18 protein-coding genes are annotated in these 19,255 nt (G+C 73.8%); 11 read left to right on the top strand and 7 right to left on the bottom strand.

Annotated features, from left to right (window positions below; genetic code table 11):
* The first annotated feature begins 89 nt into the window (after positions 1-89).
* Both ON36_RS07860 and ON36_RS07855 read left to right on the top strand, forming a co-directional pair.
* The gene (locus tag ON36_RS07860; RefSeq protein WP_043649663.1) at positions 90-1,187 is read left to right on the top strand and encodes a WD40/YVTN/BNR-like repeat-containing protein; all 1,098 of its coding nucleotides are present in this window, start codon (positions 90-92) and stop codon (positions 1,185-1,187) included.
* A gap of 4 nt (positions 1,188-1,191) precedes the next feature.
* Positions 1,192-1,464 carry a MoaD/ThiS family protein gene (locus ON36_RS07855; protein ID WP_043649659.1) on the top strand — a complete coding sequence of 91 codons (273 nt, stop codon included), beginning with the start codon at positions 1,192-1,194 and terminating at the stop codon, positions 1,462-1,464.
* Positions 1,465-1,467: 3 nt separating this feature from the next.
* Here the strand turns inward: ON36_RS07855 and ON36_RS07850 are convergent, their stop codons facing one another.
* Positions 1,468-2,451: an NYN domain-containing protein gene (locus ON36_RS07850; RefSeq protein ID WP_083884974.1), complete on the bottom strand. Its 984-nt coding sequence runs from the start codon at positions 2,449-2,451 to the stop codon at positions 1,468-1,470.
* A gap of 164 nt (positions 2,452-2,615) precedes the next feature.
* Between ON36_RS07850 and ON36_RS07845 the strand changes: the two genes are divergently transcribed.
* Together ON36_RS07845 and ON36_RS07840 are read left to right on the top strand one after the other, a co-directional pair.
* The gene (locus ON36_RS07845) at positions 2,616-2,831 is read left to right on the top strand and encodes a hypothetical protein (RefSeq protein WP_043649655.1); all 216 of its coding nucleotides are present in this window, start codon (positions 2,616-2,618) and stop codon (positions 2,829-2,831) included.
* Positions 2,828-4,072, top strand: a complete 1,245-nt coding sequence (locus ON36_RS07840; RefSeq protein ID WP_052313738.1) for a hypothetical protein — start codon at positions 2,828-2,830, stop codon at positions 4,070-4,072. Before ON36_RS07845 ends, ON36_RS07840 begins: the two co-directional genes overlap by 4 nt.
* Positions 4,073-4,121: 49 nt before the next feature.
* Here the strand turns inward: ON36_RS07840 and ON36_RS07835 are convergent, their stop codons facing one another.
* Positions 4,122-4,595 carry a hypothetical protein gene (locus ON36_RS07835; RefSeq protein ID WP_043649651.1) on the bottom strand — a complete coding sequence of 158 codons (474 nt, stop codon included), beginning with the start codon at positions 4,593-4,595 and terminating at the stop codon, positions 4,122-4,124.
* Positions 4,596-4,853: 258 nt separating this feature from the next.
* Between ON36_RS07835 and ON36_RS07830 the strand changes: the two genes are divergently transcribed.
* Positions 4,854-5,759 carry an NAD(P)H-dependent flavin oxidoreductase gene (locus tag ON36_RS07830; protein WP_373281782.1) on the top strand — a complete coding sequence of 302 codons (906 nt, stop codon included), beginning with the start codon at positions 4,854-4,856 and terminating at the stop codon, positions 5,757-5,759.
* A 229-nt stretch (positions 5,760-5,988) separates the two neighbouring features.
* Complete coding sequence (locus ON36_RS07825) at positions 5,989-9,399, top strand: DEAD/DEAH box helicase (RefSeq protein WP_052313737.1); 3,411 nt, start codon at positions 5,989-5,991, stop codon at positions 9,397-9,399.
* Between the two features lie 48 nt (positions 9,400-9,447).
* Here the strand turns inward: ON36_RS07825 and ON36_RS07820 are convergent, their stop codons facing one another.
* Both ON36_RS07820 and ON36_RS07815 read right to left on the bottom strand, forming a co-directional pair.
* Positions 9,448-9,903: a PTS sugar transporter subunit IIA gene (locus ON36_RS07820; protein WP_043649644.1), complete on the bottom strand. Its 456-nt coding sequence runs from the start codon at positions 9,901-9,903 to the stop codon at positions 9,448-9,450.
* Positions 9,900-10,130, bottom strand: a complete 231-nt coding sequence (locus tag ON36_RS07815) for a PTS sugar transporter subunit IIB (RefSeq protein WP_043649641.1) — start codon at positions 10,128-10,130, stop codon at positions 9,900-9,902. The genes ON36_RS07820 and ON36_RS07815 overlap by 4 nt, the downstream gene beginning before the upstream one ends.
* 146 nt (positions 10,131-10,276) lie before the next feature.
* Between ON36_RS07815 and ON36_RS07810 the strand changes: the two genes are divergently transcribed.
* From ON36_RS07810 to nagB, 4 genes are all read left to right on the top strand, one after another.
* Positions 10,277-11,626 (top strand): PTS transporter subunit EIIC, encoded by a 1,350-nt coding sequence (locus tag ON36_RS07810; RefSeq protein ID WP_043649638.1) that lies wholly within the window; start codon positions 10,277-10,279, stop codon positions 11,624-11,626.
* Between the two features lie 26 nt (positions 11,627-11,652).
* Entirely contained in the window at positions 11,653-13,317 is a 1,665-nt protein-coding gene (ptsP, locus tag ON36_RS07805) for a phosphoenolpyruvate--protein phosphotransferase (protein WP_043649635.1), read from the top strand.
* A 132-nt stretch (positions 13,318-13,449) separates the two neighbouring features.
* Positions 13,450-14,664 (top strand): N-acetylglucosamine-6-phosphate deacetylase, encoded by a 1,215-nt coding sequence (locus ON36_RS07800; RefSeq protein WP_245557980.1) that lies wholly within the window; start codon positions 13,450-13,452, stop codon positions 14,662-14,664.
* Positions 14,664-15,443, top strand: a complete 780-nt coding sequence (gene nagB, locus ON36_RS07795) for a glucosamine-6-phosphate deaminase (RefSeq protein WP_043649632.1) — start codon at positions 14,664-14,666, stop codon at positions 15,441-15,443. The genes ON36_RS07800 and nagB overlap by 1 nt, the downstream gene beginning before the upstream one ends.
* Before the next feature lie 13 nt (positions 15,444-15,456).
* On the opposite strand, the gene ON36_RS35720 is transcribed toward nagB, so the two are convergent.
* Entirely contained in the window at positions 15,457-16,104 is a 648-nt protein-coding gene (locus tag ON36_RS35720) for an HD domain-containing protein (RefSeq protein ID WP_052313736.1), read from the bottom strand.
* Positions 16,105-16,175: 71 nt separating this feature from the next.
* Complete coding sequence (locus ON36_RS07785) at positions 16,176-16,829, bottom strand: class I SAM-dependent methyltransferase (protein ID WP_245557978.1); 654 nt, start codon at positions 16,827-16,829, stop codon at positions 16,176-16,178.
* A 101-nt stretch (positions 16,830-16,930) separates the two neighbouring features.
* On the opposite strand from ON36_RS07785, the gene ON36_RS07780 reads away from it, so the two are divergent.
* Positions 16,931-17,482: a TetR/AcrR family transcriptional regulator gene (locus ON36_RS07780; protein WP_043649628.1), complete on the top strand. Its 552-nt coding sequence runs from the start codon at positions 16,931-16,933 to the stop codon at positions 17,480-17,482.
* 6 nt (positions 17,483-17,488) lie between these two features.
* Here the strand turns inward: ON36_RS07780 and ON36_RS07775 are convergent, their stop codons facing one another.
* A complete protein-coding gene (locus tag ON36_RS07775; RefSeq protein WP_043649626.1) occupies positions 17,489-19,132 on the bottom strand; it encodes a CocE/NonD family hydrolase in 1,644 nt (547 codons plus the stop codon).
* Positions 19,133-19,255: the final 123 nt, after the last annotated feature.

Raw genomic sequence — 19,255 nt, 5'->3', positions numbered from 1 at the left:
TCATCGGCGCCGATCCGGGGGACTTGTCGGCATCCCGGAGTACGCTCGGCGCGTCGGCGTTGCGGTGATCCACCCTCTCGGAGGTTGCGATGGACGTACTGCTCGGGATCGGAACGCGCAAGGGCTTGTTCCTCGCGCGCAGTCGCGACGGCCGCGAGACCTGGACCGTCAGCCCGCCGCAGTTCGCCGTCGCGGACGTGAAAGCCCTGGCCATCGACACGCGCCGGGCCCGGCCGCGCCTGCTGGCCGGGGTGCTCAACAGTCACTTCGGCCCGACGCTGGTCGTCAGCGACGACCTGGGCGAGACCTGGAGCGAACCCGACGACGCCCCGCTGGCCTTCCCGGAGGACACGGGGGCCGCGCTGCAAGGGGTCTGGCAGATCGCGCCGGCGCCCGCCGATCGGCCCGACGTGGTGTATGCGGGGGTGGAGCCCTCGGCCCTGTTCCGGTCCGCCGACGGCGGCTCGACCTTCGAGCTGGTCCGCGGCTTGTGGGAGCACCCGCACCGCCCGCGCTGGGAGCCCGGCGGCGGCGGTCTCGCGCTGCACACGATCCTGCCGCACCCCGCCGACGGCAGGCGGATGGCGGTGGCCATGTCGACCGGCGGGGTGTATCAGACTGCGGACGGCGGGGATTCGTGGGCGCCGACGAACAAGGGGGTCACCGCGGACTTCCTTCCGGGCGAACTGCCGGAATGGGGGCAGTGCGTGCACAAGGTCGCCCGCGACGCCGGCACCCCGGACACGCTGTATCTGCAGAACCACGGCGGCGTGTTCCGCAGCACCGACGCCGGGGCGAGCTGGCAGTCCATCGACGCCGACCTGCCGCCGTCGAACTTCGGGTTCCCGATCGTGGCCCACCCGCGCAGGCCCGGCGTGGTCTACACCTTCCCGCTCGACGCCGAGATGGACCGGTTCCGCTTCCCGCCCGACGGCGTCTGCGCGGTATATCGCAGCGACGACGGCGGCGTGAGCTGGACCGCGAAGACCGAAGGGCTGCCGCGGGTTCCGTTCTGGGCGGCGGTCATGCGCGACGCGATGTGCGCCGACGACGCCGACCCGACCGGCATCTACTTCGGCACCCGCAACGGCGAGGTCTACTGCAGCGCCGACGAGGGCGAGCGCTGGCGGCTGGTGGCGAGCGAACTGCCCGACGTGCTGTGCGTGCGCGCGGCCGTCGTCGGATAGCGCGATGGCCAGGGTCCTGCTGCCGTCGGTGTTGCGGCCGCACGCCGGGGGCGAACGAGAGCTCGAGATCGAGGGGAGCACGCTGCGGCAGGTCCTCGACGCCGTGCGGGAACGCTCCCCCGCGCTGGAACGGCGGCTGCGCGACGAGAGCGGCGCGCTGCGGCGGTACGTGAACTTCTACGTCGACGGCGACGAGTGCCGCACGCTCGACGGCCTGGACACGCCGGTCGACGCCGCCACCGAGGTGATGATCATCCCGTCGGTCGCGGGTGGGTGACGGCTACAGCAGTTCGGCGACCTTGTCCCAGAACCGGTCACGCAGCCGATAGCGGATGCGCTCGCTGAGATCCTCGGCGTCGAGCACCTCCGACGCGTCGACCAGTAGCGCGCGGTCGATGTCGCGCGGGATGGAGGGGCGGCCGCGCCGCAGGTCGGCGAGGTCCTGCGGGGTGGCGCTCTGGCGGTAGGCGGTCAGCACCTTGGTGACCACGGCGTCGATCTGGTCGTCGCCGGCGTCGTCGGCGCAGTCGTAGCCGGGCATGACGTGGGCCGGGCCGCCGGTGACGCCGGAGTAGGCCACGGTGGCCGAGACGGGTTGCGCGGCGGGCGGGCGCGGGTGGGCGGCGAGGTCGTTGGGGGTGGGGAACGTGGGAGCGGCCGGTTTGGGTCGCGGTTTCGGCACCGGCACCGGGATCGGCTGCGGCGTCTCGGGGGTGACGAGGCGGCGGATGACGGTGCGGTCGATGGCCGCGCCGGGCAGCAGGCTGAGGTCGTCGGCGGCACGGATCAGGTGACGGCTGACGCCGTGCGGTTTGCCGTCGGCGGTGGGGACGGCCATGACCGTCACCTGCACGCCGTGCACCTGGGCCTCCTCGACCGCCTCGGTGAGGTCGTCGTCGCCGGACAGGAGCACGAATACGTCCGAGGCGTGGTTGCGGGCGTGGGCCGCCATGTCGAGGCCGATGCGCAGGTCGACGCCCTTCTGCTGGCCGTCGACGCCGAAACGGCCGAGGCGCAGCTTGACCCTGGGCAGTTCGCCGATGCGTTCCTGCTGCGGGTCGGGGACCCCGTTCTTGGCCGAGTCGTACCAGTGCAGGCGCAGGACCGGCAGCCCGGACAGATCGTGCGCGGCGCGCAGGATCTCCTTGATCAGGTCGGGGAAGTCGACGTGCACGCCGTTGCGCAGCGAGGTGCCGGTGACGCGCGTGGCGGCGGAAGCGAGCAGATAGCCCGCATCGACATACACCGCGCACGTGGACCTCATGGGTTCACCTTGCCACGGATCGGGGGCCGCGGTGGGGCACTCGCGCGGCGTGTGTCCGCCGGGCGGCCGCGCCCCGTCCCGGCAGGTCGGCGCGGCGATCCGCGGCTATCGTGTAATCGGCCTTGCCACAACGTTATTGCTCGTGACACCGAAGGAGACTGTCCGTGCCGGATGGCCTTGACCAGCTCGCCGCCACCCTCGGCGCGCCCCCGCCCGCCGAGTTCGCCGCCCTCGGCGCCGAGGACCTCGCCCGGCTCGACGGGCTCGTCGTGACCGCGCTCGCCGCGCGGAAGGCGGCCATGGACGCCGCCCTCGGCGAGGGTCTGCACCTGATCCCCCGGCTCGCCCGGCCCGCGGTGCAGAAGGTGCTCGGCCTGTGAGCGGGCTGCGGCACACGATGGCCGAGATCGCCAAGCTCGCCCGCGTGCTCGGGGTGGACCCGACCGAACTCGACTTCCTGCTGACCCGGTCGCCGGAGTCGATCAAGGCGTTCCGCGACCAGATCACCGACGAGATGTCCGGCCGCGACGTGCAGCGGATGCAGCGCATCGCGGCCGCGGTGAAGCTCGTGCCGCGCCCGGTGGCGGCGCTGGTCGCGGAGAAGGCGCTGGGGCCGGCGCTCGCGGCCGCGGTGGCGGGCGCCGTGGAGCCCGCGCGGGCGGTGGCGATCGCGGAGTCGCTGTCGCCGAGGTTCCTCGCCGACGCCACGGTGCTGCTGGACGCGCGCCGCGCCGCGCAGGTGATCGAGCGCGTCCCCGACAAGCTGGCCGCCGAGGTCGCGCGCGAACTCATCGAGCGCGGCGACTACCTGACCATGGGCCGCCTGGCCGGATCGATGCCGGACTCGGTGCTGCGGGCCGCGCTGCCCCAGGCCGCCGACGCCGACATCCTCCAGGTCGGCCTGCACCTCGAGGAACGCTCGGAGGCCGAGCGGCTGCTCGGCATGGTGCACGACCGAGTACCCGGCATGGTGCAGACCATGTACGCGGAGGAGAAGTGGGCCGACGCCATCTCCCTGCTCGATCTCATCGGGCCGCGGGAACGCGCGCGGATGGCCGACATCGTCGCCGGGCAGGACGACGAGATCCTCGACGGGTTGCTCACGGCCGTCACCGAACTCGACGCCTGGGACGCCCTGCTGCCCGTCGCCGCGGGCATGGCGCAGCCGGGGCTGGCGCGCCTGGCGCAGCGGCCGGTGATGCACGAGGCGGCGACGCTGACCCGCATCTCCGATGTCTCACTCCGCCAGGGGCTCTGGCTGGAGCTGCTTCCGCTGGTGCAGTTCCTCACCGCCGAGCAGCGCAAGCACATCGCGACCCGGGTGACCCAGGAGGACGACGACTCGCTGCGGGAACTGATCGTGCAGGCGCGCGAGGCCGCACCGGCCATGCTGCCCCTCGCGGTCAGCGTCGACGGACCGCCCCGCACCCGCGTGCTGACGATCCTCGACGCGCTGCCCGACCTCGAGACGATGGCCGGCGTGCTGGGCGCGGACGACGGCGACGCCTGGGCCGCCCTGGTCTCCGTGCGCGCGGACCTGCCGGACCGGCTGCGCGGGGTGCTCGTCGCCCGGGCCGCCGGGTGCGGGCTGGACGTCGTCGCCGAGGAATTGGCGCGGTAGGGGGTCCTCCGGAGCCGCCCCGGGCGGTGGGCTCGCGGCCGACCGGCCGTCATCGACCGTCGGCGCGCCTGCCGCGACTCCACCGCTCGTGGTCGCCCGGCGCCCGCCGCGCGCGGAGAGAGCGGTCGAAGTCCTCGCGGTCGTCACCCGAGAAGTGCCGCCGCTCGTCGGCGTAGGGGTCGCGGCGGTCGCGCCGATGGTCCGCGGCGTCCCACCGGTCGCGGCCGTACCCGGTGACGCGGTCGCGGCCGTACCCGGCGAAACGGTCGCGGCCGGACGGCCGGTACCGCTCGCGTTCGTGGCCGGACCGGTCCTCGTCGAAGCCACGGCGGGGTTCGGGGACGGGGCGCCTGCGCGCGTAGCCGAGGGGGCGGCGGGACGGGGACTCGAGGGGTCCCGCGGTCGCGAACAGCCAGACGACGAGGCCGACGATCGACAGGACGCACAGCGCATTGCCTGCGCCGTCGCCGAGGACGGCGATCAGGACGAGGAAACCGGCCGCGCCGACTGCGATCTTCACCACCTGATCCAGTAGAGCGTGAGAATCGTTGGCGGGCAATGTGATTTCAGGGGGCTGGGCAAGATCCCCGGACCCCGCGGTCCGGCCGGCGACCGCGAAAGGCGCTGCCTCGCGCGGCCTGTCGCCGGGCGCGAGGCGGCGGAGCTGGCAGGATTCCGGGTCAACCGACGAAAGGGGTGTTCGGTGACCGGGAGTGCCGGAGTGCCGTCGACCGAGTGGTCGCGGGGGTTGGGGTTGCGGGTACCGATCGTGAACGCGCCCATGGGTGGTGCGGCCGGGGGCAGGCTGGCGGCCGCGGTGTCGGCGGCCGGCGGGCTGGGGATGATCGGGATGGGCAGCGCGGGATCGGTGGTGGCGCTGGAGCGGGAGCTCGCGGCGGCCGGGGAGATCGTCGGCCCCTGGGGAATCGGCGTCGTCGACTGGGTGGTCGCCCAGGAACCGGAGCTGCTCGCGGCGGCGATCGCGGCGCGGCCGACGCTGATCTCGGTGAGTTTCGGCGCGGGGTTCGACTGGGTCGAGCGGGTCCACGCGGCGGGCATCCTGGCCGTGACGCAGGTCTACGACGCCGAGGAGGCGTGGCGGGCCCAGGACGCCGGGGTCGACGTCCTCGTCGCGCGCGGCAGCGAGGGTGGCGGGCACGGCGTCGACGGCATGGCGACGCTGCCGCTGCTCGATGCCGTGCTGGAGACGGTGTCGGTGCCGGTGCTCGCGGCGGGCGGGGTCGGTTCCGGGCGGAGCCTGGCGGCGGTGCTGGCGGCGGGCGCGGCCGGGGCATGGGTGGGGACGCGGCTGGCCGCGGCGGAGGAATCGCTGCTCAGCGGCGCCGCGCGGCAGGTCATGACGACCGTCGAGGGCACGGGGACCGTGCTGACCAGCGCGTTCGACGCCGCCCTCGAATACCCCTGGCCCAGCAGGTTTCCCGCGCGGGTGGTGCACAACGCCTTCCTCGCGCGCCACCGGGAGGATCCGGGGGGCGCCGAGGCCCGCGACGAGTTGCACACGGGTATCGAATCCGATGACCGGCAGGTCATCCCGGTCGACGCGGGCCAGGGCGTCGGCCTGCTCACCGAGATCGAACCGGTGGCCGACATCGTGTGGCGGATGGCCGAGGACGCGGGGCGGCTGCTGGCGGGGCGGGCGAGAGAGGTCACGGCGCCCCGGCCGTGAGTGTCGGTCTCCCCGCGACCGGTCGGGCGAAGTACGCACGGCGCGCGGGCGTCGCCCGGCGGCGAGCGGTGCTCGGACTCGTGCCGGGCGGCCGCCGGTTCGGGCGGCCCGGGTCCCGCGGGCACGACCCGACCCACGGCGGGATCGTCCGGCTTCCGGACACGCTTCCAGAAGGGACGCAGGTCAGCGACGTCCCGGGCGATCGCGTACCGTTGTTCGGGTTGTCAACATGATGGCCGACGGAATGGGGTGCATCGTGGGCGGTTCCGAGCACGCCGCGCGGCTCGTCGAATTCTGGCAGAGCCTCGAAATGTTCAGTCCTCGTACCGTTCCCGGGTCCGACGCCGGACCGGGAACGGTGGTTCTCGACCTGCAGCCCGACGCGGCGGCGCCGTGGGAGGACCCCACGCTGCTGCCCGCGCCGGGCGCGGGCCGGGTCTGGCGGTACGACGTGTACGGCGGGCTCTTCGAACTCGGGCGCGTGCGCGACGCGCTGGCGCGCGCCTTCGGGCCGGACGCGCTCGAGCCCGACGCCCGCCGGGCGGGCACGGCCGCCGCGTTCGCGCTGACCCTCACCGACGACGGCCTCGTGGTGCGCGGGTCTGCGCGGCTGTCGGCGACGGCCTGGGCGATCAGCAGGCTGCGCTCCCCCGGCGTCCGCGACCGCGCCTGGCTGCACGGCTTCGCCGACGACGCCGGGGAATTCGCCACCGCCTTCGACGCGCTGGCCCGGCCGATCGCCGCACCCGAGGAACCCGAACGGGCGCACCGGTGGCGCGACGCCGCCGTCGATGCGGTCGGGCGCGGGGTCGGCGCGGCGCTCGTCCCCGGCCCGGTCGAACCGCCGAAGCTGTTCGGGCCGGCGGCGGTGTCGGCCTGGAAGTTCTCCCGCCGCCTCGGCGCCATCGCCCCCGACGACCCGACCGCGCCGACCCACCGGCCGCGTCCCGACGCGGCCGAGGCCGACGCCCGGCGCGCCCGGCCCGAGGACACCGACCCCGCCGAGCCCGCCGAGGTCCGCGTCACCGGCTGGGACCTGCACGGCTTCGTCGGCGAGCTCTGCGGCGCCATGGGCGTGCGGGCCGAGTTGCGCGCCGCCGGCCTGCGCGTCGTGTGCAGGCAGGTCGCGGCCAAGGACGCGGACCTGCCGGACGACCGGGATCCGGTGAGCAGCCTGCTGACCGCCGACCTGGCCCGGGTGGCCACGGCCGTGCGGCACGGCGATCACGGCGCCGCGCTGGCCGACTACCTGTCCGCGCCGGACGAGGTCGCCGAGGCGGCGCGGGTCGACGTGCGGGCGCAGCAGGGCGTCGTCATCGACGGGCTGATCCCCGAACGCATTCCCGACGGCCGCTGGCCGGGCGAACCGCTCGTCACCGGCCAGCAGTTCGCCATCGACCGGATGACCGCCGACCTCGGCGAGCACGCAGGCGTCTTCGCGGTGCACGGACCGCCGGGCACCGGGACCACCACCATGCTGCGCGACACCCTGGCAGGCATCGTGGTCGAGCGGGCGGCCCAGCTGGCCACCTTCGAGGACCCGACGCAGGTGTTCACCGTGCAGACCGAGACGGTCGCGGTCGCCCGCAACTATCCGGTGTCGGTGCACCGCCTCGCCCAGGCGGTGGGCGGGCACGAGGTGGTGCTGGCGGCCGAGCACGAGGCCGACGCGCGGAACATGGTCGCCGAGATCTCCCAGGTCGCGGCCGTGGGGCCGGGGGTCGGCGGCGGCTACTTCACCGACCTGGCCTCCTTGGTACTCGGCGAGCCCGCCTGGGGACTGATCGCGACCACGCTCGGCGGGCAGGCCGGCGCCACCGCGCAGACGCTGTGGTTCGGTGACCGGTTCGCCCCCGGCCGGCGCGGCACCGCCCCCGTCGACTCGGTGCCGGGCCTGCTCGACATCCTCAAACGGGCCGAGGCCGAGCCGGATTCGGTGCCGGACTGGGAGACCGCGGTCGCCGACTTCCGGCAGTGCCGCGAGGAGGTGCGCGCCCTCTCGCGCGAACGTCAGGCCGTCGCCGACGCGGTCGCCGCGCTGCCCGGGCTCAACGCGTCGCTGCGCGCGGTGGAGGCCGACATCGCCGAAGCCGATGCCGCGCACTCGCATTGGCGGGAGCGTCACCACCACGCCAAGGAACATCTGGCGGCGGCGCACGCCGCCCATCACCGCGCGGGCAAGCTGCTCGGCGAGCACGGCGGGGAACGGCCGGGTTTCGGCAGCTCGCTGTCGAGCGGGTTCCGCGCGGGCAGGCAGTGGAGCGCGCGCACCAACGAGCTGCTCACCGAACGGCACACCGCCGAGGCCGAGACCCGCAGGCGCCAGACCGAAGTCGACTACACGCGCGAGGAATGGGCCAAGGCCGCCGAGCACGGCCGCGGGCTCGTCGCCGCGCACCTCGACCTGACCGCCCGCCGCGACGCCGCCATCGCGACCGTCGAGCGCGCCCGCGACATCTGGGCGGCGACGATCCCGTTCGGCGACGCGGCCGCCGACGACGAGCAGTTCGAACTGTGCCGCCCCTGGGCCGACGACGCCTTCGCCGCCGCCCGCAGGCAGCTGTTCGTCGCGGCGCTGCGGCTGCACCGGGCGTTCCTGCTCAACGCGGCCCCGCGCGTGCGCGACAACCTCACCGTCGCGATCGCGCTGATCCGCGGCGAGCTGCCGCGCCCGCCGCGGCCCGAGACGGTCACCGCGGCCTGGCAGACGTTGTTCCTCGCGGTCCCGCTGGTGGCGACCACCTTCACCGACCTCCCCCGGGTCTTCGCCGGGCTGGGCCGGGAAGCGCTGGGCTGGCTGTTCGTCGACGACGCGGGCCGCGTGGCACCGCAGGCGGCGGTCGGGGCGCTGTGGCGCAGCAGGCGCGCGGTCGTGGTGGGCGACCACCGGCAGCTCGAACCGGTCGTGAGCGTGCCGAGTTCGGCGCAGCGCGCCCTCGCCCAGCACTTCGACCTCGACGAGCGCTGGCTGCCGGATCGGGCCTCGGTCCGCTCCGCCGCGGACCGGATCGCCCGCTTCGGCACCTGGATGCCGCCGGTCGACGACGGCGAGCCGGAATGGGTCGGCACCCCGCTGCGGGTGCACCGCCGTTGCGACCGGCCGATGTTCGAGCTGTCCCAGCGCATCGCCTACGGCGGGGATCTGCTGTTCTTCGGGACTCCCGAGCGTCCGGAGTTCCCGGGCGCGAACGCCTGGATCGACGTGCGGTCCGAGCGGGCCGAGGGCAAGTGGATCCCGGGCGAGGGCGAGGCGCTGGCCGACCTGCTCGACCGGTTGCGCGAGGACGGCATCGACCCCGGCGAGGTCCGGGTGCTCAGCCCGTTCCGCGATGTGGCGCGCGGGGCGGCGCGGGTCGCCGCGGACGTGCTCGGCGAGGACTTCGCGCGGCGCAATGTCGGCACGATCCACGATGTGCAGGGGAAGTCGGCGGACGTGGTGGTGCTGATCCTGGGCACCTCGCCCGCCGCGGGCGCGGCCCGGCGCTGGGCCGCGGCGACGCCGAACCTGCTCAACGTGGCGGTGTCGCGGGCACGGCGGCGGTTCTACGTCATCGGCAATCACCGGTTGTGGAGCACCCAGCGCCATTTCGCGGAACTGGCCGCGCACTGGCCCGTGGAGGCCGGTCAGCTCGTGCGCTGAGCGGCCGGTGCCGCGCGGCCGCGGAGCGCGCGGGCACCGGCCGTCCGGTCAGGGCGTATCGAACAGCAGCGCACCGGTTTCCACCGCGCTGCCCACCGCCGGGCTGACGATCGAGTCCTTCGCCGAATCCATCACCACCACTGGGCAGATCGCCGAATAGCCGGTGACATCGATCTCGGAGGGGTCGAAACGCACGATGGGCGCGCCCGCCACGACCTGATCCTTCTCCGCCGCGAGCAGTTCGAAGCCGGCGCCCGCCAGCTTGACGGTGTCGATCCCCAGGTGGACCAGCACCCCGATCCCGGCGCCGAGGACGACGAAGGCGTGCGGGTGCAGCTTCACGATCGTGCCCGCGATGGGCGCGACGACCTCGAGTGGCCCGCGATCGCGGTCGGGATCGATCGACACGCCGGACCCCACCAGCTGTCCGGCGAACACCGGGTCGGGGGTCTCGCCGATCGGCAGGACCCGGCCGGGCAGCGGCGCGAGGACCGGCACGCTCACAGAATGTCCTCGATGTCCTCGGCGAGGGTGTCGGCCTCGGGGCCGACGACGACCTGAACGACGCTGCCCGACTTGAGGACCCCGTGGGCGCCCGCGGCCTTCAGCGCGGCCTCGTCCACCTTGCCGCCGTCACGCACCTCGGTGCGCAGCCGGGTGATGCAGGCCTCGATCTCCACGATGTTGCCCGCGCCGCCCAGTCCCGCGACGATCGCTTCCGCCTTGGACATCCGTCTCCCTTTCCGCCGGTGGATACCGCTCCCAGTATGAGAGCCTCAGCTGTTACCTACGTCATATTTCGTGGTTGACATCCTGGGCCCACCTGGTCAAACTGGCAACTGGTTATGACCGGATAGTACCGCAAAGAAGGTCGGAGATGACTGCTGCCGTCGAGGAAACCCCGAAGAAGGAGTCGGCGCTGTTCGCCGGCCTGCAGCGGCTGGGCCGCAGCCTCATGCTGCCGATCGCGGTCCTGCCCGCGGCCGGCATCCTGCTACGCCTCGGCCAGGACGACCTGCTCGGCCGGTTCTCGGCCCTGCACGGCGCGGCCACCGTCATCTCGGCGGCCGGTCAAGCCGTCTTCACCTGGCTGCCGCTGATCTTCGCGGTCGGCATCGCCATCGGCTGGGCCAAGAAGTCCGACGGTTCGACGGCGCTGGCCGCGGTGGTCGGCTACATGGTGATCAACGGCGTGTTCGAGGCCATGTCGCCGATCGTGCTCGAGGGCAAGACCGATCCCAAGGGCGCCCAGGCGCTGATCAACTACGGCGTGCTCGGCGGCATCGTCATGGGCTTGCTCTCGGCGATCCTGTGGCAGCGCTTCTATCGCACGAAACTGCCGGACTACCTCGGCTTCTTCAACGGACGACGGCTGGTGCCGATCCTGACCGCGGTCACCGGCCTCGTGGTCGGCGTGCTGATGGCGTTCGTGTACCCGGCGTTCAACGCGGGCCTGACCTGGGTCGGCGAGACCGTGGCCGACCACACCGTGCTCGGCGGCGGGATCTACGGCACGGCCAACCGCCTGCTCATCCCGACCGGCCTGCACCACATCCTCAACTCCACCGTCTGGTTCCTCGTCGGCGACTACTCCGACGCCCAGGGGCAGCTGGTGCGCGGTGACCTCAACCGCTTCTTCGCGGGCGACCCGACCGCGGGCACCTTCATGACCGGCTTCTTCCCGATCATGATGTTCGCCCTGCCCGCCGCCGCGTTCGCGATCTACCGCCACGCGCGGCCGTCGCAGAAGAAGCTGGTCGGCGGCATCATGCTGTCCACGGCGCTGACCGCCTTCGTCACCGGCATCACCGAGCCGCTCGAGTTCTCGTTCATGTTCGTGGCCTGGCCGCTGTACGTGGTGCACGCGATCCTGACCGGCACGGCCATGGCCCTGGTCAACGCGCTGGGCATCCACGACGGGTTCACCTTCTCGGCGGGCGCCATCGACTACGTGCTCAACTTCGGCAAGGCCACCGACGCCTGGCTGCTGATCCCGATCGGGCTCGGGTACGCCGTCGTGTACTACCTGCTGTTCAGCTTCGTCATCAAGCGGTGGAACCTGCGCACGCCCGGTCGCGAGCCCGAAACCGACGCCGAGGTCGACACGCCCGACGCCGCCGAGGCCGAAGCCGCCGCCGCGCTGGCCGCGACGGGGGACACTCGGGTGGACGCGCCGCTGGTCGCGGAGGTCGAGGCGAAGCTGGACAAGACACGGGAAGGTGAGTGAGCGATGACCCGAGGCGGACAGAGCTGATGCCGGAACAGGTGATACGCGGGCTCGGCGTCAGCCCGGGCGTGGTGTGCGCGCCGTGGCTGCCGTTCGGTTCCCCCACCCGGACCTCCCTCGGCGACCCGGTCAGCGGGCCGCCGGACCAGGAGCTGGAACGGGTGAAGGCCGCGCTGGACGAGGTGTCGGCGCAGCTGAAGGAGCGCGCCGCGCGGGTGAACGGCGTTGCCGCGGAGATCCTGACCATGTCGGCGACCATGGCCCGCGACCCGGGCATCGTGTCGGCGACGGAGAAGGAACTCGCGGCCGGGGCGCCCACCGCGCACGCGGTGCATCTGGCGTTCGAGAGCTTCTGCGCGAAACTGGAGAAGCTGGGCGGTTACATGGCCGAGCGGGCCACCGACCTGCGCGACATCGGCGGGCGCACGGTGGCGGTGTTGCTGGGCGAGCCGATGCCGGGCATCCCGGAACCGGGGTACCCGTTCGTGCTGGTCGCCCGGGATCTGGCGCCGGCCGACACCGCGATGCTCGGCGGCAGCGACGTCGTCGGGCTGCTGACCACCGAGGGCGGCCCGACCAGCCACACCGCCATCCTCGCCAAATCGCTCGGGCTGCCCGCCGTCGTGAACTGTCCCGACACCGGCCGGCTCCTCGACGACGCCCCCGTCCTGCTCGACGGGACCACCGGCGAGGTGATCATCGACCCGAGCCCGATGCGCGAGCGCGCGGCGCTCGAGCAGGCCGAGGCGGAGCGGGCCCGGCTGGCCGCCTCCGGCGGTCCGGGCCACACGGCCGACGGGACGCCCGTGCACCTGCTGGTCAACATCGGCACCGTGGACGACGCGATCCGCGACGGCGAGGCCGACAGCGAAGGAGTCGGCCTGTTCCGCACCGAGTTCATGTACCTCGGCCGGCCGACCGCGCCCGCCCTGGACGAGCAGATCGAGTCCTACACGGTCATCTTCGAGCAGTTCGCGGGCAGGCGGATCGTGGTGCGCACCCTCGACGCCGGGTCGGACAAGCCGCTGCCGTTCCTCGACCTGGGCACCGAGGAGAACCCGGCGCTCGGCGTGCGCGGGCTGCGGGTGGGCACCGTGTTCCCGGAGACGCTGGGCACCCAGCTCACGGCCCTGTCGCAGGCGGCGGCCGTGACCGGGGCCGACCTGTGGGTCATGGCGCCGATGGTGGCCACCGCCGACGAGGCCGCCGGCTTCGCCGAGCTCGCCCGCTCGGTCGGGCTCACGAAAGTCGGTGCCATGATCGAGATCCCGGCCGCCGCGCTGCGGGCGCCGGACCTGCTGGCATCGCTGGACTTCGTCAGCATCGGCACCAACGACCTGAGCCAGTACACCTGCGCCGTGGACCGGATGGCCGGCGGGCTCGCGCACCTGCTCGACCCCTGGCAGCCCGCGCTGCTCGACCTGATCGCCCTGGCGGGTGCGGCCGGGACCGCGGCGGGCAAGTCCGTCGGCGTGTGCGGGGAGGCCGCCTCCGATCCGACCCTGGCACCGGTGCTGGTCGGCCTCGGCGTGACGAGCCTGTCCATGTCCGCGACCGCGCTGGGGCCGGTGCGGCTGGCGTTGCGGGACGTGAGCATCGACCAGTGCCGCGACGCGGCGGACGCCGCCGTGGCCGCACGCAATCCGCAGGCGGCACGGGCCGCGGCCGCCGCGGTGCTCGGGCGGGCATGAGCGGGTCCGCCGGGCGGACACGGCGGGCCGGGGGCACCGCCGCCCGCCGTTCGGGTGGTCGCCGGTCGCGCGCGACCCCTCGCCGCCCCGCGCGGCAGGTCGACACGGCGCGGGCGACGAGCGGGTCGGCCGGTGAGTGACGACCAGGCCGTGCCGCGGGGCCGGGTCATCGCCGACGGCCGGACAGTTCTCCGGGGCCGGGTGATCGGCGAAGGCGGGACCGAGATCGTCGACGGCGCGGTCGAATTCGGCGACGGCGTCATCACCTGGGTCGGCCCCGCCGCGGACTACCGGCGGCGCGAGGCGTTGCCCGCCCGATCCGGCGACCTGATCCTGCCGGGGCTGATCGACCTGCACTGTCACGGCGGGTCCGGGTTCGGTTTCCCGAACGCCGACGCGACGGGCGCCCTGACCGCCGCGGATCACCATCGCGGACACGGCACCACGGGCCTGCTCGGCAGCCTGGTGTCCGCCCCGGAGGACGTGCTCGTGCGGCAGGCCGGGGTGCTGTCGGGGCTGGTCGAGGACGGGGCGCTGCTGGGGGTGCACCTCGAGGGGCCCTTCCTGAGCGTGGCCCGGTGCGGGGCGCAGGATCCCGCCGCCATCGTGCCCGGGGATCCTGGCCTGTTCGAGAGGGTGTGCGAGGCGGCGCGCGGCACCGTCCGGTCCATGACGATCGCGCCGGAGACCGCGCGCTTCCCGGCGCTGCTGGCGGCGATGCGACGGCACGGCGTGGTCCCGAGCCTCGGCCACACCGACGCCGACGCGGCGACCACGGCCGCCGCCGTCGCCGACGCGCAGGGCGGGCCGGTGACCGCGACCCACCTGTTCAACGCGATGCCGCCGATGCACCACCGCGCGCCGGGACCGGCGGGCGCGTGCCTGGCGGCCGCCGGGCGCGGCGACCTGATCCTCGAATTGATCGCCGACGGCGTGCATCTGGCCCCGGAGACGGTGGCCATGGTGTTCGACACCGTGGGACCCGACCACGTCGCGCTGGTGAGCGACGCCATGGCGGCGGCCGGCATGCGCGACGGCGACTATCGCCTCGGCGCCCTCGACGTGCGGGTGCACCAGGGCGTCGCCCGGCTGGCCACCGCCGACGGCGCGCCGGGCGCCATCGCGGGCGGCACGTTCCGGCTCCTGGACGTGCTGCGGCACACCGTCTTCCACGCCGCGGTCCCGCTCGGCGACGCCGTCACCGCGGCGACCCGCACGCCGGCCCGGGTGCTCGGGCTGGCGGGCGAACGCGGCGGCCTGACCCCCGGCCACCGGGCCGACATCCTGGTGACCGACGAGATGCTGCGACCGCGACGGGTGCTCGTCGCCGGAGAGGAAGGGAACTGATGGAGATCGTGATCCGGGCGGACCCGGACGAGGTCGCGCGGACCGTCGCCGACATCGTCGAGGGCTATGTGCGGCAGGGCGCGGCGACGCTCGGGCTGGCGACGGGCTCGTCCCCCCTGCCGTCCTACCGCGAGCTGGCGCGTCGGCACCGCGCGGACGGCCTCGACTTCTCGGGCTGCCGGGCGTTCCTGCTCGACGAGTACGTCGGGCTGCCGAAAAGCCATCCGCAGTCCTACTATTCGGTCATCCGCGCCGAGTTCGTCGACCACGTGAACCTCGACCCGGCGCGGGTCCTGTCGCCCGACGGAGAATCGGCCGACATCGGCGCCGAGGGCGCGCGCTACGACGCGGCCATCGCCGCCGCAGGCGGAGTGGACGTGCAGCTGCTCGGGATCGGCACCGACGGGCACATCGGATTCAACGAACCCGGGTCCGCGCTGACCTCCCGCACCCGGGTCAAAACCCTCACCGCGCAGACCCGCCGCGACAACGCCCGCTTCTTCGACGGCCCCGACGACGTGCCCCACCACGTGCTCACGCAGGGGCTCGGCACCATCTGCGAGGCCCGGCACCTGGTCATGATCGCCACCGGCGCCGGGAAGGCCGAGGCCGTCGCCGCGGCGGCGGAGGGCCCGCTGTCGGCGTTCTGCCCCGCCTCGGTCGTGCAGTGGCACCCGCACGTCACCGTGGTGATCGACGAGGCCGCCGCGGGCGCGCTGAAGCTGGCCGGCTACTACCGGTACGCGCTGGCGAACAAGCCGGCGTGGCAGTCGTTCTGAGAGCCGGGCGGCGTCAGGTACGTTCGTCGACCGCCCATTCGGCCTCGGTGCGGGCGCAGCCGGTCGCCGAACGCAGCAGGGCGATGGCGTCCTCGCGGTCGCCCGCGGCCAGGAGCCGGTCGATCTCGGCCCAGTCCACGACCGGGAGGTCGCCGTCGAGGTCGAGGCGGTCCTCCAGCCGGGACCACATGCGCGCGACGGTGGGGTCGTCGGCGAGCAGGCCGCCGAGGTGGGCCTTGAACGTCGGATGCTCGGTGCGGTACATCGCCATCCAGCTGCTCTCCGGCGGGCTCGCCTCGGCATTGGCGGTGCGGTCGGCCAGCTTGAGGACCACCGCGCGAGGATGGGCGGCGATCTTGGTGTAGGCGTCCAGGTTGCGCAGCTTGCGGTTCGGGCCGACGCCGGTGACCGCCCACACCAGGTCCCTGACCTCGGGGCCGAAGGCCGCCTCGACCTCCTCCCGGGTGACCGGGGTGTCCTCGACGACGTCGTGCAGCCACGCCGCGACGGCCAGGTCGCCGCCGTAGCCGAAGTCGTCGAGGACCGCGCGCACGGCGGCCAGGTGCCGGGAATAGGGGAATTCGCCGTACCGCTGGTCACCGTGCGCCGTCAGGGCGAACTCCCTGGCCCGCGCCTCGCGCGCCGCACCGTCGATGGTCATGCCGCACCCCCGTGGTCGAATGTCTCCGTCCCGACCGACAGTAGCCGAGGCCACCGACAGGCGGCCCGCGATCAGCGCGGCCGGACCGCGGTGAGGATGCCGGTCTGGTAGCGGCTGCGGGTGTAGGCGATATCGGTGAAACCGAGGTCGCCCAGGCGACCGGTGTAGCGGCGGATGTCGGCGTCGGCGAACGGATCCGCGTCGCCGTGCCGGGTCACCAGGTTCAGCACGGCGCGGTAGGCCGGTCCGGGCGCGACGTCGGCCAGCAGGACCCGACCGCCCGGGCGCAGGACCCGCCACATCTCGGCCAGCGCGGCGTCGCGGTGCTCGGCCGGGATGTGGTGCATGACGAAAGTGCAGGTGAGCACGTCGAATTCGGCGTCGCCGAAGGGCAGGGACTGCGCGGGCGCCTGCTCGTAGCGGTGGCGCGGGTCGGCGGCGCGGTCGGCTGCCACCGCGGCCGCCGAGGGATCGACGCCGACCACCGAACCCGTGGGCCCGACGACGGCGCCCAGCGCGCGCACGAGTTTGCCCGGCCCGCAACCGATGTCGGCCGCCGTGTCGCCGGGACGCGCGCCGGAGGCGGTCGCGAGTTCGCGCAGCAGGCGGCCGTGGCGGCCGAGGAAGAACAGGGAGGTGAAGACGTTGTAGCGGCGGATGTCGGCGATGACCAGGCCGGTGCCTGCGTCGTCGACGAACATCGGGGACATCACTCGGTTCGACATGGGTCCATCGTCGGAGTGTTCGGCGGCGGGGACCAGAATCAGAAGGGCCGGATGTGTCCGTTTCCGGACACGTCCGCCGGATCCGTCCACGAAGGAGGGCCATGACCGACCGCCGCGTGCGCCGCACCCGCGGCCTGCTGCACCGCGCGCTCATCGAGCTCATGATGGAGCGCGGCTACGAGCGCGTCACCGTGGCCGACGTCATCGATCGCGCCGATGTCGGACGCTCGACCTTCTACAGCCACTACCGCGACAAGGACGACCTGCTGCAGGTCTCGACCACCGAGTTCCTGCGCAGCGAGATCGCCGCCGTCCCCGCCGGGCCGACGCCGCTGAGCCGGTTGCGGGTCATCTTCGAGCTGGTCGGCCGGTATCCGGACGTGCATCGTCCCCTGCTCGGCCCGAAGGCGTCGGCGACGGTCCTGCGGTCGTATCGCCGGATGCTCGAACAACTGGTCGGCGAATGCCTGGACGAGGCGCCCGCGCCGGTGCGCGGGCGGGACGAGATCGTGGCGTTCCTCGCCGGCGCGCTGTTCGGCGTCCTGACGGCCATGGTCGACCCCGGGGCCGAGCCGGCGCCGGGGCGGGCCTGGGCCCGGTTCGAGGAGCTGGCGATGCGCGGGGTCGGCGGGGCGCTCGGCGACCCACGGTGAGGTCGGCTAACGAGGCGGGGCGATGCGGTTGGCCGGGTCGTCGAGGACGGCCGGGCCGACCGTCGTCGTCTCGTCGGCGCGCCAGCGGAGGAGGTTGGTGGGCAGCCCGCCGGGCAGATCCGGGGTGCGCGCCGTGGCGAGGACCGGCAGATCGAGGCGGGCCCGGTGGACGGCGACCCGCGCGCCGGTAGGCGGATGGGCCCAGACGTCGTCGACCACGTCGGTGACGCGGACGCCGAGGCGGTGACCGGCGGGCAGGAGGGCGTCCTGATGTAGGAGGCGCAGTTCGGTGACCGCCCGCACCGGCGCGATGCCCCGCGTGACGACGGTGGCGCGGCCGTCGGGCGCGATGTCGTAGACCTCCACGGCCGCCGTCGCCTCGGGCGGACCGGCCAGCTCCAGGGTGGCGGTGGCGCGGCCGGAGAGGTGCAGGTCGGTGGCGAGCGGGTCGGTGACCGACCAGATCTCGCGGTCCGGTCCCGGGATCAGGCCGCGGTCGGTGTAGGCGCCGGCGCGCAGGTCGGTGGACACGACGCGGGCATCGGCGGGCGGCCAGGTCGATTCGGCGCGCCAGGTGCCGTCGAAGTTGCCGACGGTGACCCGCGGGCCGGGCACCTCGGCGCCGGTGCCCGCGACGTGCCGGTCGAGAAAGGCGGCCAGCTCGGTCTCGAAATGCGGTGTCCCGCATTTGCTGCGGCAGTCCGCGTGACCCCACTGACCGAACCAGGCGCGGTGTTCGCCCGGCCCCTGCGCGGCCCACACCTCCGGCGTCCGGTCCGGACGGGTGTTCGCGTCGAGGAAGCCCTGACCCAGGAAGAGGGGAATCGTGTTGCCGCGCAACCGGTCGACCAGGTCACGGTCGCGCCAGCCGGGGTTGTCCGGGTCGTGGTCGGTGGTCAGGGCCAGGTACCGCTCGGCGCAGCCCGGCGGCTGCGCCACGGCGGCGGCCCGGTACTCGTCCGTGTCGTCCCAGCGGCCCGGGGTGGCGGCGATGGCCAGGTGTTCGGCGCCGGCGAGGTCGGCCGGGCGCACGCCCCGCTCGGTGACCGGCTTGCCGGAGAACTTCCAGGCGACGCCCTGCATGTACAGATAGCTGTAGGGATCCGCGACCGGTTCGAAGGCCGCCACCGCCGCCAGCCCCCTCGGCGCGCCCGCCAGCGCCATCAACCCCGTCCACGCCTCGTACGAGGTGCCGACCACCCCCACCCGGCCGGTCGACCACGGCTGCTCGGCCGCCCACTCCACCGCGGCGACCACGTCCGACCGCTCCCCCGGACCCCCGAAGTCCGGGCAGCCCGTCGAGCCGCCGAAGCCGCGCAGATCCACGATGACATAGGTGTACCCGGCGCCCAGCGCCCACTCGACCGGCAGGTTCTCCGTCGACGGCCCACCCGACACCCGAGGCTGCGTGAGATACGCGAGATGCGCCCGATACGGGCTCACGGTCAGGATGACCGGCGTGCGCTGATCGGGCGCGACCCCGGCCGGACGCAACACGTCGGCGTGCAGCCGCGTCCCGTCCGGCGCCGTCAGGTACTCCTGCGTCCAGGTGTAGTCACGCGCCGCCGGTTCGGCCACGACCGGAGCGGCGCCGATCCCCAGCACCAACGCCGCCCCGGCCACCAGCCGCCACACCACACCCCATCGCACCTACGGACCCTCTCCCGCTCTCGCCCCTCGGTCCAGCCCCGAAATCCGGGGTCGCCGGATACCGGGCACGGTAGCGCGCGTGTTTCCGCCTGCGGGAGCGACCGGTGGGTTGTGTACACGTCG

Source organism: Nocardia thailandica NBRC 100428 (assembly GCF_000308795.1).
In the GTDB taxonomy this organism is placed as follows: domain Bacteria; phylum Actinomycetota; class Actinomycetes; order Mycobacteriales; family Mycobacteriaceae; genus Nocardia; species Nocardia thailandica.
The sequence above is the reverse complement of the archived record's forward strand: the minus strand, read 5'-3'. Positions and strand labels throughout refer to the sequence as shown.

Excerpts from the sequence above, each read along its gene's own strand:
- ON36_RS07860 (WP_043649663.1), top strand. The coding sequence starts at position 90 with ATGGACGTACTGCTCGGGATCGGAACGCGCAAGGGCTTGTTCCTCGCG.
- ON36_RS07855 (WP_043649659.1), top strand. The coding sequence starts at position 1,192 with ATGGCCAGGGTCCTGCTGCCGTCGGTGTTGCGGCCGCACGCCGGGGGC.
- ON36_RS07850 (WP_083884974.1), bottom strand. The coding sequence starts at position 2,451 with ATGAGGTCCACGTGCGCGGTGTATGTCGATGCGGGCTATCTGCTCGCT.
- ON36_RS07830 (WP_373281782.1), top strand. The coding sequence starts at position 4,854 with ATGGGTGGTGCGGCCGGGGGCAGGCTGGCGGCCGCGGTGTCGGCGGCC.
- ON36_RS07825 (WP_052313737.1), top strand. The coding sequence starts at position 5,989 with ATGATGGCCGACGGAATGGGGTGCATCGTGGGCGGTTCCGAGCACGCC.
- ON36_RS07815 (WP_043649641.1), bottom strand. The coding sequence starts at position 10,130 with ATGTCCAAGGCGGAAGCGATCGTCGCGGGACTGGGCGGCGCGGGCAAC.
- ON36_RS07810 (WP_043649638.1), top strand. The coding sequence starts at position 10,277 with ATGACTGCTGCCGTCGAGGAAACCCCGAAGAAGGAGTCGGCGCTGTTC.
- ptsP (WP_043649635.1), top strand. The coding sequence starts at position 11,653 with ATGCCGGAACAGGTGATACGCGGGCTCGGCGTCAGCCCGGGCGTGGTG.
- nagB (WP_043649632.1), top strand. The coding sequence starts at position 14,664 with ATGGAGATCGTGATCCGGGCGGACCCGGACGAGGTCGCGCGGACCGTC.
- ON36_RS35720 (WP_052313736.1), bottom strand. The coding sequence starts at position 16,104 with ATGACCATCGACGGTGCGGCGCGCGAGGCGCGGGCCAGGGAGTTCGCC.
- ON36_RS07785 (WP_245557978.1), bottom strand. The coding sequence starts at position 16,829 with ATGTCGAACCGAGTGATGTCCCCGATGTTCGTCGACGACGCAGGCACC.
- ON36_RS07780 (WP_043649628.1), top strand. The coding sequence starts at position 16,931 with ATGACCGACCGCCGCGTGCGCCGCACCCGCGGCCTGCTGCACCGCGCG.